General features: G+C 61.9%; 13 protein-coding genes. 4 read left to right on the forward strand and 9 right to left on the reverse strand.

The features are described from left to right. Positions 1-97: 97 nt before the first annotated feature. The gene (locus ACS4RS_RS32685) at positions 98-940 is read left to right on the forward strand and encodes an alpha/beta fold hydrolase (RefSeq protein ID WP_439012337.1); all 843 of its coding nucleotides are present in this window, start codon (positions 98-100) and stop codon (positions 938-940) included. Between the two features lie 32 nt (positions 941-972). Here ACS4RS_RS32685 and ACS4RS_RS32690 read toward each other — a convergent pair whose 3' ends face one another. Genes ACS4RS_RS32690 through ACS4RS_RS32730 form a run of 9 tightly spaced genes read right to left on the reverse strand, consistent with a single transcriptional unit; the run spans position 973 to position 9,656 of the window. Further along, positions 973-1,716: an ATP-binding cassette domain-containing protein gene (locus ACS4RS_RS32690; RefSeq protein ID WP_439012338.1), complete on the reverse strand. Its 744-nt coding sequence runs from the start codon at positions 1,714-1,716 to the stop codon at positions 973-975. Further along, on the reverse strand, positions 1,713-2,570 hold the full coding sequence (locus tag ACS4RS_RS32695) for an ATP-binding cassette domain-containing protein (protein ID WP_439012339.1): 858 nt from the start codon (positions 2,568-2,570) through the stop codon (positions 1,713-1,715). The genes ACS4RS_RS32690 and ACS4RS_RS32695 overlap by 4 nt, the downstream gene beginning before the upstream one ends. Continuing rightward, positions 2,567-3,499 (reverse strand): ABC transporter permease, encoded by a 933-nt coding sequence (locus ACS4RS_RS32700; protein WP_179611161.1) that lies wholly within the window; start codon positions 3,497-3,499, stop codon positions 2,567-2,569. Before ACS4RS_RS32700 ends, ACS4RS_RS32695 begins: the two co-directional genes overlap by 4 nt. A gap of 4 nt (positions 3,500-3,503) precedes the next feature. Further along, complete coding sequence (locus tag ACS4RS_RS32705; RefSeq protein ID WP_439012340.1) at positions 3,504-4,598, reverse strand: ABC transporter permease subunit; 1,095 nt, start codon at positions 4,596-4,598, stop codon at positions 3,504-3,506. 5 nt (positions 4,599-4,603) lie between these two features. Continuing rightward, on the reverse strand, positions 4,604-6,190 hold the full coding sequence (locus tag ACS4RS_RS32710) for an ABC transporter substrate-binding protein (RefSeq protein ID WP_439012341.1): 1,587 nt from the start codon (positions 6,188-6,190) through the stop codon (positions 4,604-4,606). A gap of 44 nt (positions 6,191-6,234) precedes the next feature. Beyond that, a complete protein-coding gene (locus tag ACS4RS_RS32715) occupies positions 6,235-7,188 on the reverse strand; it encodes a dihydrodipicolinate synthase family protein (RefSeq protein ID WP_439012342.1) in 954 nt (317 codons plus the stop codon). Between the two features lie 19 nt (positions 7,189-7,207). Next, positions 7,208-8,095, reverse strand: coding sequence for an SMP-30/gluconolactonase/LRE family protein (locus ACS4RS_RS32720; RefSeq protein WP_439012343.1), 888 nt, complete (start codon positions 8,093-8,095; stop codon positions 7,208-7,210). Next, positions 8,092-8,922: an NAD-dependent epimerase/dehydratase family protein gene (locus ACS4RS_RS32725; protein WP_439012344.1), complete on the reverse strand. Its 831-nt coding sequence runs from the start codon at positions 8,920-8,922 to the stop codon at positions 8,092-8,094. Before ACS4RS_RS32725 ends, ACS4RS_RS32720 begins: the two co-directional genes overlap by 4 nt. 20 nt (positions 8,923-8,942) lie before the next feature. Next, positions 8,943-9,656, reverse strand: coding sequence for a FadR/GntR family transcriptional regulator (locus ACS4RS_RS32730; protein ID WP_179611157.1), 714 nt, complete (start codon positions 9,654-9,656; stop codon positions 8,943-8,945). Positions 9,657-9,950: 294 nt separating this feature from the next. Between ACS4RS_RS32730 and ACS4RS_RS32735 the strand changes: the two genes are divergently transcribed. From ACS4RS_RS32735 to ACS4RS_RS32745, 3 genes are all read left to right on the forward strand, one after another. Then, positions 9,951-11,888, forward strand: a complete 1,938-nt coding sequence (locus ACS4RS_RS32735) for an ABC transporter substrate-binding protein (RefSeq protein WP_439012345.1) — start codon at positions 9,951-9,953, stop codon at positions 11,886-11,888. Positions 11,889-12,010: 122 nt separating this feature from the next. Next, positions 12,011-12,997 carry an ABC transporter permease subunit gene (locus tag ACS4RS_RS32740; RefSeq protein WP_439012346.1) on the forward strand — a complete coding sequence of 329 codons (987 nt, stop codon included), beginning with the start codon at positions 12,011-12,013 and terminating at the stop codon, positions 12,995-12,997. Positions 12,998-13,006: 9 nt separating this feature from the next. Continuing rightward, the gene (locus ACS4RS_RS32745; protein WP_439012347.1) at positions 13,007-14,128 is read left to right on the forward strand and encodes an ABC transporter permease subunit; all 1,122 of its coding nucleotides are present in this window, start codon (positions 13,007-13,009) and stop codon (positions 14,126-14,128) included.

A 14,128-nucleotide genomic window follows, 5' to 3' on the forward strand; every position in this document is an offset into this window, starting at 1 on the left:
TGCGGCACCTCTGCCTTAGCCCCATCATGCGTGTGCCTGCTGATACCAGGACCCAAAGCTTCGCCGCTTCACCCGATACACGTAAAGGATGCTCCAAGTGAATGAACGAAATATCAAGTTTGACGACGTCGAGATCGTCGCACAGGCCTTTGGCGACCCGGCGCATGAGCCGATCCTGTTGATCATGGGCGCGATGGCGTCGATGCTGTGGTGGCCGGACGAATTCTGCCAAAAGCTCGCCGCTCAGAAATATTATGTCATTCGCTATGACAATCGAGACACCGGCCGTTCGACGATCTACGAACCGGGAGAACCGCCCTACACAATGGACGATATGGCTGCGGACGCGGTCAGGATACTGGATGGCTACGGCATTGACGGCGTCAATCTGATCGGAATGTCGTTGGGCGGCACGATCGCCCAGATCGCAGCGCTCTCCCATCCCGAACGCGTCAAGACGCTGACGCTGATGTCCACCACGCCGATGGGTATTGATACAAGCGCCTTGCCGCACACCACTGACGCCTACATGGCGCATGCCGCGACGGGCGAGACCGTCGACTGGACAGACAATGCCCAGGTGACCGAATTCCTTGTCAAAGACACCCGGATGATCGCCGGGGTGGCGCACCCCTATGACGAAAGGCGGGCGCGCGCCTTTGTCGAACGGGACGTCAAGCGGGCGAAAAACTTCGTCAGTGCCACCAATCATTTCATCCTGAAGGGCGGCCAGGCCCTGAAAGGAAAATTGGCTGAACTGGCCGTGCCCCTTCTCGTCATACACGGAACGGCGGATCCGATTTATCCGGTAGAGCATGGCGAACTGCTGGCACGAGCCGTCAAGGGCGCGAAGCTTGTCCGGCTCGAAGGTGGCGGCCACGAAATTCATCCCAACGATTGGGAAGAGATCATTTCCGCCATCGACGCCCACTTGCGGTGACCCGCGAAGCAGCAGGGCGTACCGATCGACGGCTATGCCCTCCCGTACATCCGGCTCGCCCGCAGCAAGCGTTGCGAATAGGGATGTTCGACGGCACCCCGGCGCAGGGCCTCGATATCGACCTGCTCGACGATCTCGCCGGCTTCCATGATGGCGACGCGGCTGCACATGTGAGAGACGACGGCGAGGTCGTGGCTGACGAGGAGGTAGGTGAGGCCGCGCTCGGCGCGCAGATCCTGCAGCAGATTGAGGATCTCGGCCTGGACAGAGACATCGAGCGCCGACGTCGGTTCGTCCAGAAGCAGAACATCAGGGTTCAGCATCAGGGCGCGGGCGATCGCCACACGCTGGCGCTGCCCGCCGGAGAGCTGATGCGGAAATCTGTAGCTCAGCGCCGGATCCAGGCCGACCGATCTGAGGACCGCGTTGACGTCGACGGAATTCGTCTCCAGCCCCTGGTTGCGCAGCGGTTCCTTCAGTTGCGAGCGGATGGTCTTGCGGGGATGGAGCGATCCGTAGGGGTCCTGAAACACCATCTGCACCCGGCGATAGAACGGGCGGCTGCGCTGCCGATCCAGCGTCTCGCCCTGGAGTTCGATGTTACCGTCGTAATTGGCGTTGAGGCCGGAGAGGGCTCTGAGAACCGTGGACTTGCCGCAGCCGGATTCGCCGACCAGGCCGAATGCCGTCCCCCGCTCGACGGTGAGGTTCACATCTCTGACTACGGGCCGCTGGCCGTGTCCGAAACGGATGGTGAGATTGTCGATCCGGATCATCGCCGCACCTCCGTTGCAAGGTCGTCAAGCCAGGCCGGGTCGCGTTTCAGGATCGGCAGCCGGGCAGGGGGATTGTCGATTGTCGGCAGGGATGCCAGCAGCCCCTGCGTATACGGGTGTTTCGCTCTGTCGAGGTCGCGTGCCTCCAGCACTTCCACGACACGGCCGGCATACATGATGAGGACGCGATCGCAGAAATTGCGGATCAGATTGAGATCGTGGCTGATGAAGATCAGCCCGAGATTGCGGCGTGAAACGAGTTCGTCGAGCAGCGCCAGGATTTCGAGCCTCACCGTCACGTCGAGCGCCGAGGTTGGCTCGTCGGCGATCAGCACTTCGGGTTCGGCGATCAGCATCATGGCGATCATCACGCGCTGGCCCATCCCGCCCGATATTTCGTGGGGATAAAGACGGGCGACGCGGTCGGGATCGCGGATCTGGACGGCTTCGAGCATATCGAGCGCCTGTTGGTAGGTCTGCTTCGCGCCCGCCTTCGGATGATGGAAACGGTAGGTCTCGGCGATCTGTTCGCCGATCCGCATCACGGGATTGAGCGAGTATTTCGGGTCCTGCAGGATCAGCCCGATCCGTCGCCCCCGGATCGTCATCATCTTTCGTTCGTTGGCCTTGAGAAGGTCGACGTCGCGAAAGGCCATCCGCTCGGCACGAACGATCGCGGTCGGCGGCAGCAGCTTCATGATTGCGCGGCCGACGGTGGATTTGCCCGATCCGGACTCGCCGACGATGCCGAGTTTTTCCTGTCCGAGCGTAAAACTCACGCCGCGCACCGCGCGCATGTGGCCGCCGCCATAGGCGATTTCGAGGTTGCGGATATCGATCAGGGGCTCTGTCATTCCGAACCTCTCGGGTCGAGCACGTCGCGCAGCGCATCGCCGACGAGGTTGAAGGCGAGACTGACGAGCGCGATGGCGATGCCGGGCGCGGCGATCACCCAAGGGCTGTCGAGCATGAACTCACGGCCGCTGGCGGCCATTGAACCCCATTCCGGCCAGGGCGGTTGCGCGCCGAGGCCAAGGAACCCGAGACCGGCGGCAGTGATGATGATGCCGGCCATATTGAGGGTGACGCGGACGATCACCGAGGGAATACACATCGGCAGGATGTGGCGGGTGATGATCGCAAGCGATGTCGCGCCCTGCAGGCGCACGGCGGCGATATAATCCGCCTTGCGCAGGCTGAGCGTTTCGGCGCGCGCCAGCCGCGCGATCGGCGGCCAGGCCGTCAGCGAAATGGCGATGATCGCGTTGGTGATGCCGGGGCCGAGGGCGGCGGCAAAACCGAGCGCCAGCACGAGGCCGGGGAAGGAGAGGAAGATATCGGTGATGCGCATCAGGATCTCATCGACGATGCCGCCGAAATAGCCGGAGACGGTGCCGATCAGCAGGCCGAGTGGTGCGACGATGATCGTCACCAACATGATGATGTAAAGCGTCGTGCGGGCGCCGTAGATCACCCGCGCAAAGACATCGCGGCCGAAATTGTCGGTGCCGAGAAGATGGGCGGCCGAGGGCGGCGCGAGCCGCCCGGCCATATCCTGGACGATCGGATCGTAGCTGGTGAGCAAGGGGGCGGCCGTCGCCACGACGATCAACAACACGATGATGGCGAGACCGGCGAGCCCAAGCGGGTGCAGGCTGAATTTCAGCCAGCCCTGATGGATTTGCTGAGCCGACGACTGGAACCAGCCCTGAGGCTCATCGGCCCGTAACCAACTGCGAAAACCGAGGGTGTGGGCGTCTGCGTCTTCTGAGGAGATCGTCATGGCGTCACCGTGTTCTCGGATCAAGGATGCGGTAGAGCACATCCGACAGGATGTTGATCGTCAGGAAGACGGCGCCGATCGTCAGAACCGAACCCATGACGACGTTCATGTCGTTCATCTGCAGCCCGCGGGTGAGGTATTGGCCGAGCCCGGGCCAGCCGAAAACCGTTTCGATCAGCACCGCGCCCTCGAGCAACCCGCCGAAGGTCAGCGCCAGGATCGTCAGGAGCTGCACGCGGATGTTCCGGAAGGCGTGGCGCCAGACGGCCTTGCGGGTGCCGAGCCCCTTTGCCCGGGCGGTGATGATGTATTCCTGGCTCAACTGCTCCAGCATGAAGCTTCGCGACATGCGGCTTATATAGGCGACCGAGTAATAACCGAGGATCGCCGCCGGCAGGATGATGTGGCCAAGCGCGTTGTAGAACACGTCCCATTGCTGCTGTATCGCCGCGTCGATCAGCAGAAAGCCTGTCATCGGAGTGACGAGGCCCTCATAGAAGACGTCGATGCGGCCCGATGCACCGACGAGCTTGAGCTTGGCGTAGAAGAGGAAGAGCGCCATCAGCCCGGTCCAGAAGATCGGGATGGAGTGGCCGGCGAGGGCGACGATCCGGGCGATGTGATCGATGATGGTTCCGCGCCTGACGGCAGCCGTGACGCCCAAGGGAATGCCGATAATGGCGCCGATGATCATGGCGATGATCGCAAGCTCGATGGTGGCGGGAAAGATCGTCATCAGATCGGTGAGGATCGGCTGGCCCGTTGTCGCCGACGTGCCGAGATTGCCCGTGGCGATCTTTCCGACATAGGAGAGGAACTGCATCCAGATCGGCTGTCCGAGCCCCAGCTCGTTATAAACCCGATCATAGACCTCCTTGCTGACCTCCGGCCCGGTGATGGCCAGCACCGGGTCGGCAGGCAGCAGGCGGCCCATTGAAAAGGTCAGGAAAAGCAGACCGAGCAGCGTGGTGACAACAGCCACCACGCGTCCCGCCAGGCGCCGCAGCAGGCTCATCAACGGGTGCGGGGCCGCATCGGCGAACCCGCCCGCCTGAGAGCGGCGACTCTCTTGCTTCGATGTCAGATCGGCGCTTGCCACGCGTTCTACTCCTTGGTCACGTCGTGCCAGCGCGTCGACCAGGTCGTGTGCCCGTGATAATTCTTGACATTGGCGCGCATGACATAGGGGTCGGTTCGCTGGAAGAAGATGACGAGCGGGGCGGCCATGCCGGCATAGATGCCGTCCATCTTCTTGAAGATGTCCGTGCGCTTGGCCGTATCGCGCTCTTTCATCGATTGATCGATGAGAGTGTTGAGGTCGTCCACCTTCATGCCCGTGCGCCAGAGATAATAGCTGCCGAGCCGCGCCTCGTCGCTATTGTCGGGGTTGAAGGCATATTGTGTGGCGACGGCGAAGGGATCCGGCAGGCGCGCGCCGGAATTGCCGAGCAGCACTTCGAACTTGCGCTCGCGGAAGGCGGGCGTGAACTCGCCGGGCACCAGATCGAGATCGAGGCCGGCAGCCCGCGCGCTCGCCTGCAGCGCTTCGGCGAAGGGCAGGGTCGCTGCTCCCGACGGATTGAGCACTTTCTTCAAGCCGTTCGGATATCCGGCCTCTGCCAGCAGCTGCTTGGCTTTGGCGGGATCGTAATCATAGCGGACCGCAGCCTCATCGGGTGCGCCGATCATGCCGCGCGGGATCATCGACTGCCAGGGAAAGCCCGTATAACGCATGATGTTGCCGGAGATCGCCTTCCAGTCGAAGGCGTGCTGGAAGGCCTCGCGAACCTTCGGCTTCTGCAGATCCGGGTCTTTCTGGTTGAGGGCGATATAATAGAAACCGAGACCCGGGACATTGTCGATGACCATATCCTTGTTGGTGGACAGCGCATCGAGGTCGCCGCTTGCCACATACTGGCCGACATCGACGTCGCCGGCTTCGAGCTGCAGCCGGAGATTGCCGGATTCAGGGATGTGGCGGGCGACGACCCGGGCCATGGCCGGCTTGCCGCCCCAGTATTTCGGCTGCGCATTGAAGATCGCCACATCGTTCGGCCGCCATTGTGCCAGGCTGAACGGTCCGCTGCCGGCGGAATTGGCCGAAAGCCAGGCGCCGCCGAAATCGCCGTTCGCCTCATGCGACAGCACCGTCTTCTTGTCGACGATGCCGATCGACGAGCCGGCCAGCGAATAAAGCACCAGATCGGTATTCACCGACTGGGGCAGCTCGATTTCGAGCGTATGCTCGTCCTTTGCCCGAACGAGCTTTTCGACGTTATCGGGCTTGAAGCCCCAGAGCGCCACGTCGGTCGAGCCGACCTGGCCCATTTTGATGACGCGCTGGATCGACCAGGCCGCATCCTCGGCGGTCACCTTGTTGCCGCTCTGGAAAACGGCGTCGTCGCGCAGGGTGAGCGTGATGATCTTGCCGTCGTCCGAGACGCTCCATTGCGTCGCAAGCATCGGCTTCAGCGTCTTGAGATCGTCCGGCGACAGCTGCACGAGGTTGTCGTAGAGGTTCGAGATCAGCTCGGAAACGGTGCGGGCATTGTTCTGGGCCGGATCGAGCGTGCGGATACCGGTGAGATTGGTGCCGATGACCAGCATATTGGGCGGCGAGGCAGCCCAGGCAGGCTGCGTCGTCATCAGGGCGCCGGTAATTGCGATCGTTGTCAGTAGCTGTTTCAGCATCTCTAGACCTCCCAATCCTGTTGTTTGCGGAAATAATGTCGAATTCAGCCGGCCGCCTTGGCAGATTGCTGCCGGTCCGGATCAGTTTGAATGCTGCCCTCGGCCTCCCAGCCTCGAAGCAGCCGATGAAGTTCCTCGCGATCATGCTGGTCGAGCAGCGGTAATCCCGGCACGCGCACGGGGCCGACATCGAGGCCGGAATAGGTGACGGCCTCTTTCACGACGGTCACGTTGGCGCCGTTGCGGAATTTGGTCCGCATCCGCTCGAACGGCTCGAGCTTGTTGACGATCGCCCGTGCTGCGGCAAAGTCGCCTTTTTCGAGCGCGGCGTGGACGGCAAGCGAAAGCCGCGGCGCAACGTTGACGAGGCCCGACGTGAAGCCGCGCGCGCCGGCTGCGGTGAATGTCGGCGCCCAGCTCTCCGCCAGGCCGCAGACGAACAGCGCACCATCGGGATCGGCGGCCGGGATGGCGCGCGATAAGAGCATCAGATCGGTCGTGGCAAATTTGATGCCGGCGATGTTGCCGTGGTTGGCGAGGCGGACGATATCGTCAACGCCGAAACCCTCGGCCCTGACGTAGGCGACGAGCGGCAGGGAGGACGCATCGGCAAGATTGCAGAAATAACCGATCTGGGCCGAAGGTGCTGCGAAAGGATCGACGGGCTGATGCGACATGACGGCGGTTGCGCCGATCGCAGCCGCATCCCTCGCCATGCCGATCGCCTCGCGCAGCGACCGGCCGATCGCTGCCGTCACCGGCGCCCGGCCGTCGACGCCTGATACCGCCGCTTCGTGGACGATCCGGATTTCCTGCGGCGTCAGCGCGTAGAATTCCCCGGTATTGCCGGCAGCGACAATGTTGTGAATGCCGGCAGCCGCCACCCGCGCATAGACCTTGGCCGTAATCCGCGGTTCGACTTCGCCCTTGCCGTCATAGGCCGTGACGGGAACACCCGAAACGCCCGTAAGCGCCTTGCGCATGATCGCGATGCTCATTTTTCTTCCCCGTTCGCTTTCAAGATGATTGGTTGCCGAAGCGGAAGGGCGGCAACCCCTCTGCATCCACGTCGAAGGCGATGACCGTGCCCGCCTCGAAACGTCCGGTGCGGTCCGTCGACAGGCTGGTGACGAAGAGGGTGCTGAGATCAGGCCCTCCGAAACACGGCATGGTCGGTGCCGGGACCGGCAGAATGTAGATCTCGACGATTTCGCCTTCGCTCGATATGCGGTTGAGGCGGCCGGCCGAGACGCCGGCGCTCCAGTAAAACCCGTCGCGATCGGTCGTCGCCCCGTCCGGCCGCCCCTCATCTTCTGTGAAGCTGCGAAGCCGACGCCCTTCGCCGAGACTGCCCGTCTCCGGATCGAAGTCGAAGGCCTGCAGGAAACATTGCCGGCTGTCGGAGTGGTACATCCGCTGGCCGTCCGGCGACCAGGCGAGACCGTTGGAGCTCGTCAGCCCGGTTGCAACGGTGCGCACGCTCCCATCGGCGCCAACGCGGAAAAGCGCTGCGTCATTGACCTGCGGCTTGGCTTCGCTGATCGAGCCGACCCAGAAGTGTCCGTCGGGGCCGACCTTGCCGTCGTTGAGGCGGCTATTGATATTGCGCCCGACCGGATCGCACAGAAACTCGATCTTTCCTGCGACGGGATCGAAGAGATGGACGCCCGTCTGGAGGCCGACGACGATCCTGTGATCGCGGCAAAGCCCGAGGCTGCCGATCGGCGCCGGCATATCGAAGCGGTCGATTTTTCCTTGCGGGGAGAGCCGGACAACCGCCGGTGCCAGGATATCGACGAGCCACAGCGTGCCGGTCTCATCGTCCCATACCGGCGATTCACCGACCGTCAGCGGTTGCTGGATCACGGATCGGATTTGCGGACGGATGATCCGAGGCGCCGTCATTCGGCCGCCTCCAGGCTCTTGGCCAAACCTTCGGCGTCACGCATGCGGATGGTGCCGTCGTGATTGATCTCGCAGAAGCCGCCGCCCTGGAACGCCAGCGCCACCGGCCCCTCGGATCCCTGTTCGATGCGGGCGTGATCGCGCGGCCGGTCCTCTGGCCGGTAGCCGAGCCTCGTCGCCAGATCATTGTCCCACCATTTCTCGTCGGTATCGGAAACGCCGTAGACGACCGTCGCGGCGATCGACGGGTGGGACAGCCCGATCCGCACCAGCTGCGCCAGATCCCGCGCGCTGATCCAGATCGCAATCGATCGTTCGCTGTTGGGATAGGTACCGGCATTGCCGATGCGGATGGAAAGGGAGCGAATGCCCGACGTGTCGTAGTAAAGCCCCGCCACCAGTTCGCCCCAGCATTTGGAAAGTCCGTACGGGCTGTCGGGGCGCATCGGATCAAGCGGCGATATGACTTCGCCGCGGGGATAGAAGCCGGTCGCATGGTTGCTCGAGGCATAGACGACCCGCTCGACCTTGTTGATCCGCGCCGCTTCGTAAAGATTGTAGGTTCCAAGCACATTGGCGTGCAGAATGGCGTTCATGTCGGTGCCGCTTGCGATACCGGCGAGATGAACGACACCGTCGATATCCTTCAGCGCAGCCAAAGCCTCGTCGAGCTTTGTAAGATCGGCCTTTACGAAGGTCTCGTTATCGCCAAGCCCGGCTGGCTCCTGCAGATCGATCAGGCTGACCTGCCCGAAATGCGCGCGGAGGAGCGGGCGCAGCAGCGTTCCGACACGTCCGGCAGCACCCGTCATAGCGATCCGTTTCATCTTCTTCCTCCCATTCTCGCTCAAACGCCCTGGAACATGCGGGCGCGAGCATTCAGTATGTGTTTCTTCATCGCATCGTGCGCTTCGGTTTCCCGCCGTGCGAAGATCGCCTCCACGATCACCGCGTGCTCGTCCTGGACGCTGCGGATCTGCTCCAGTGTGCGTTTCAGGCTCAGGGATCGCGTAACGGAATGCCCGATGGCAAAATGCGGCCTGAACCATTCGCGCACAGTGATATGAAACTGGTTTCCGGTCGCCATGGCGATGGCATCGTGCAGAGCCTGATCCTCCTCGGCGCCGAGCTCTCCGTTGCGCAGACATTGCTCGATCGAAAAAAGCGCTGCCGTTATCCTCTCCTTGTCGGCCGGCTGCCAGTTTCGTGCGGCAAGCTCCGCCGCCTCGGCCTCAAGGCCGGCGCGGAATTCGAAAAACCGCTGGACATCGGCGAGCGATCCGACCGGCACCATTTTCAGCATCGACGAATCCGGCCTCTGCCGGACATAGGAGCCGGAGCCCTTGCGCGAGACGACCAGGCCATCGGCTCTCAAGCGCTCGAGCGCCTCGCGCACGACGGGCCTCGAAGCGCCGAAATCGGCGGCAAGCTTCGTCTCCGACGGCAGCCGTTCGTTCACCGGAAAATTGCCGTCTGCGATCATCCCCACGATCTTCTCGTAGATAATGTCGCTGAAGCGCGTTGCGCCTCTGTTCGAAACGGCGTCGGCCGCGAATGTCATTATCGTCCTTTTCTCTGAACGCCAGTCAGTTGCCCGTCAGCGACATCTCAATGGCGGCGCACAGATTCTGACAGATTGACGTCTTTTGTGCGCTCTAGCCTGGCTTTTAAGGCGTGGAATTCAAGCTTCTATGCTGCATCGCTACAAAATTTGTAATTATCTGTCAACTCTTGTAATCATTTGGGAACGTGTCTATGGTTCGGTCCGGGCGCCGAGGAGGGCGCAGCGGCAGGTCGGGAGCCCGCCGCATCAGTCGGCTCAAAAGTTGCGCCGGCATAGAAAGGGAGGAACTCGATGCCTAATGAAATTCTGTCGCGCGGAGTTACCCGCCGCGCTGTGCTTGGCGGCATGGCCGGTGTAGCGGCGCTGTCTATTGCGGGCCGCGCTTTCGCCGCAGGCGGCGAAGCGCCCGCACTCGCGCAGCTTGTGAAAGATGGAAAACTGCCGCCGCTCGCCGAGCGGCTGCCGAAGAAGCCGATGGTCGTCAAGCCATACGAAAAAGTCGGCACCTATGGCGGCTCTCTGCGCCGCGGCCTTCGCGGTTCCTCCGACCATAACGGCATCCTGCGCATGGTCGGCAACCAGAGCCTCGTGCGCTGGAACCTCGAATTTACCGCTGTGGAGCCGAACCTTGCCGAGCGCTGGGAAGTCAGCGACGACGCGACGCAATTCACCTTCCATCTCATCGAAGGCGTGCGCTGGTCGGACGGTCATCCCTTTACCGCCGATGACGTCGTTTTCGCGATCGAAGACTGCGTCAAGAACACCGAGCTCTACAGCGCGACACCGGCGCAGCTTGCTGTCGCCGGCAAGCCGGTTACCGTCGAGAAGATCGACGATCATACGGTGAAGTTCACCTTTGCTGCGGCCAACGCGCTTTACCTGGAAAACCTCGCCACGCCGCTTGGTCAGCATCCGACGCTCTTTCCGAAGCACTACTGCAGCCAGTTCCTGCCGAAATATAATCCCAATATTGAGGCCGATGCGAAGAAAGCCGGCGTCACCAGCTGGACGGAACTGTTCCGCAGCCGTTGCGGCGACATCGAGATCCCGACGCGATGGGGCAATGTCGACAAGCCGACGCTCGATCCGTGGGTGGTCAAGGAGCCCTATGTCGGTGGCGCCACCCGCGTCGTCATGACGCGGAATCCCTATTTCTGGCAGGTCGATACCGAGGGCAATCAGCTTCCCTATATCGATGAAATCAACTTCGGCATCTCGCAGGACGTCGAATCGCTAATGCTGAACGTCATCTCGGGCAAGATCGACATCCAGGAGCGCCATATCAGCGTGCTTGCCAACAAGCCGACGCTGTCCCAGAACATGCAGAAGGGCGATTATCGTCTGCTGACGCTGGTGCCTTCGGCCTCGCAGCAGTGCCAGATCTACTTCAACATCACCCACAAAGATCCTGCCATGCGCAAGATGTTTGCGGACAAATCGTTCCGGCAGGCGTTGTCGATCGGCATCAATCGCCCCGAGCTCATCGATATTGTCTATTTCGGGCAGAGCGAGCCCTACCAGGCCGGACCGCGTCCGACGCATCCCTGGTACAACGAAAAATACGCGCGCCAGTTCACCGAATTTGACGCCGACAAGGCAGGCGCGATGCTCGATCAAGCCGGCTACAAGAAAGGCGGCGACGGTTTCCGCCTCCGGCCGGACGGCCAGAAGGTGTTCTTCTCGATCGACGTCATTCCGACGCTCTATCCCGACCTCGTCGACGCGCTCGAACTGGTCAAGACGCATTGGGCCCAGATCGGTATCGACATGAAGGTCAACACCATCGAGCGGGCTCTCTATTACACCCGCGGCGACGACAATGCCCATGATGCACAGGTGTGGCCGGGCCCAGGCGGTCTCGATCCGATGCTCGATCCGCGCGATTTCTTCGCCTTCCATCCGCAGGGTTCGCGTTACGCCATTCCGTGGACGCTGTGGTACACCTCCAACGGTGCGCGCGGCGAAGAACCCCCGGAAAGCCAGAAGAAGCGCATGAAGCTCTTCGATGAGGCGCGTTCGACGGCCGATCTCGACAAACGCGGTGCGGTCATGAAGCAGATTTTCGATATCGCCGCGGAGGAATTCGAGACCGTCGGGCTTTGCCTTGCCGTGGGCGGCTTCGGCATCATCCGCAACAACCTGCGCAATGTTCCCGAAACGGAGCCGGACAGCTGGTCCTGGCCCAATCCGGGGCCTGCGCTGCCGCAGCAGTTCACCTTCACAAGCTGACTTGGATCTCCGGCGCCGTGCCTGACGGTACGGCGCTTTCTTTCAGTTCGCCCTCCGAGATGCCTTGCCGGCCCTGACAGCCGGCGGGGTCGGGAAGGCGGCGTTCAATGCAAGAGGCGCCCATGCTGGTCTTCACCGCCAAACGCTTGCTATGGATGATTCCATCGCTTTTTGCCGTCAGCTTCCTGGCTTTCGTGCTGATCCAGCTGCCGCCGGGCGATTATGTCACCACCTATATCGCGACGCTGGCAGCCTCCAACGAGATCGTCGACCAGAACACGGCGGCGCAATTGCGCGAGCGTTTCGGCCTCGACGATCCGATGCTCGTTCAATATTTCAAATGGATATGGGGCATCCTCTCGCGCGGTGATTTTGGCATTTCCTTCGAGTGGCAGCAGCCGGTCTCGGATCTGATCTGGGAGCGCATGGCGCTGACGCTTGTTCTGGCTCTGTCGACATTGATCGCCACCTGGGCGATCGCGCTGCCGATCGGCGTTTATTCCGCCGTGCGCAAATATTCGATCGGGGATTATTTCTTCACCGCCTTCACCTTCTTCGGCCTGGCCGTTCCGTCCTTCCTGCTGGCACTGGTGCTGATGTATATCGCGGCAGTCGAATTCGGACAGGATGTCGGCGGGCTGTTTTCGCCGGAATACGAGAACGCGTCCTGGAGCTTCGCCAAGATGGCCGACCTCTTCTCGCATCTCTGGCTTCCCGTCATCATTCTTGCCGTCTCGTCGACAGCAAGCCTCATCCGCGTCATGCGCGCGAACATGCTCGATGAACTGCCGAAGCCTTATGTGACCACCGCACGGGCAAAAGGTCTGTCGGAATTCCGGCTGCTGATGAAATACCCCATGATGATCGCGCTCAATCCGTTCATCTCGACCATTGCCTGGCTGCTGCCCAACCTCATCTCCGGCTCGGTCGTCGTCGCCATCGTCCTCAACCTGCCGACGGCCGCGCCCCTGCTGCTGCAGGCGCTGATGGCCCAGGACATGTATCTGGCGGGTGCCTTCGTTCTGCTGATCTGCGCGCTGACGCTGATAGGCTCTCTCATCAGCGATATCCTGCTTGCGCTGGTCGATCCCCGCATTCGGTTGGAATAGGAGCCTCACGTGGCCGACATTGCCGTTACAAATATTCAGCCGGATCGCGCCGCCGTGGCATCGCAATGGCAGCTGATCTGGTGGGCTTTCCGCCGGCACCGGCTGGCCATGGTGGCGCTCGTCGTCACCGTGATGATGTATATCGTTGCCCTGGTGCCCGGCTTCTTCGCCATCAACGATCCGAACCTGCAAAATGCGCGGGCGACCTTTCACCCGCCGCAGAAATTGCATCTGATCGATACCGAGAACGGGTTCTCTTTCGGCCCGCATTATTACCCGATGAAGCTGACCCGCGATCCGGAAACGCTGGCCGCCATCTTCAAGGAAGATGCGACGAAGCGTGTCGACGTTCAGTTCTTCGGGCGCGGCTATGAATACTCCGTGTTCGGCCTGTTCAACACAAACATTCACCTGATCGCCTCGCCCGACAAGACTACGCCGCTGCTTCTCTTCGGCGCCGACCGGCTTGGGCGCGACGTCTTCAGCCGGACGGTGCAAGGCTCGCAGGTTTCGCTCTCGATCGGTCTCGTCGGCGTCTTCCTGTCGTTGATGCTCGGTATCGTGATCGGCGGCATCTCGGGATATTACGGCGGCCGCATCGATTTCTTCATGCAGCGGCTCATCGATTTCGTGCTGTCGTTGCCGACGATCCCGATCTGGCTGGCGATGGCCGCGGCGCTGCCGCAGGATTGGCCGGCGACGCTGCAATATATGATGATCACGATCATCCTGTCGCTGACCGGCTGGGCGCAGCTCGCCCGCGTCGTCCGCGGCCGTTTCCTGTCGCTGCGCACCGAGGAATTCGTCGCTGCCGCCAGGCTCGACGGCGTTCGCGAAGGACGCATCATCTTCCGCCATATGCTGCCGAGTTTCGCGAGCCATATCATCGCGTCGATCACGCTTGCCGTGCCGGCGATGATCCTTGCCGAAACCTCGCTTTCCTTCCTGGGGCTCGGGCTGCAGCCGCCGACCATCTCTTGGGGCGTGCTTTTGCGCGAGGCTCAGAACATTCGCTCGATCGCCACCGCACCCTGGCTCTTCATGCCGGGCTGCGCCGTCGTCGTTGCCGTAATGGCGCTCAACCTTCTCGGCGACGGCCTGCGCGATGCGGCCGATCCCTACAACAAATGA

It is taken from the genome of Rhizobium sp. F40D2, from assembly GCF_051810745.2.
GTDB lineage: Bacteria > Pseudomonadota > Alphaproteobacteria > Rhizobiales > Rhizobiaceae > Rhizobium.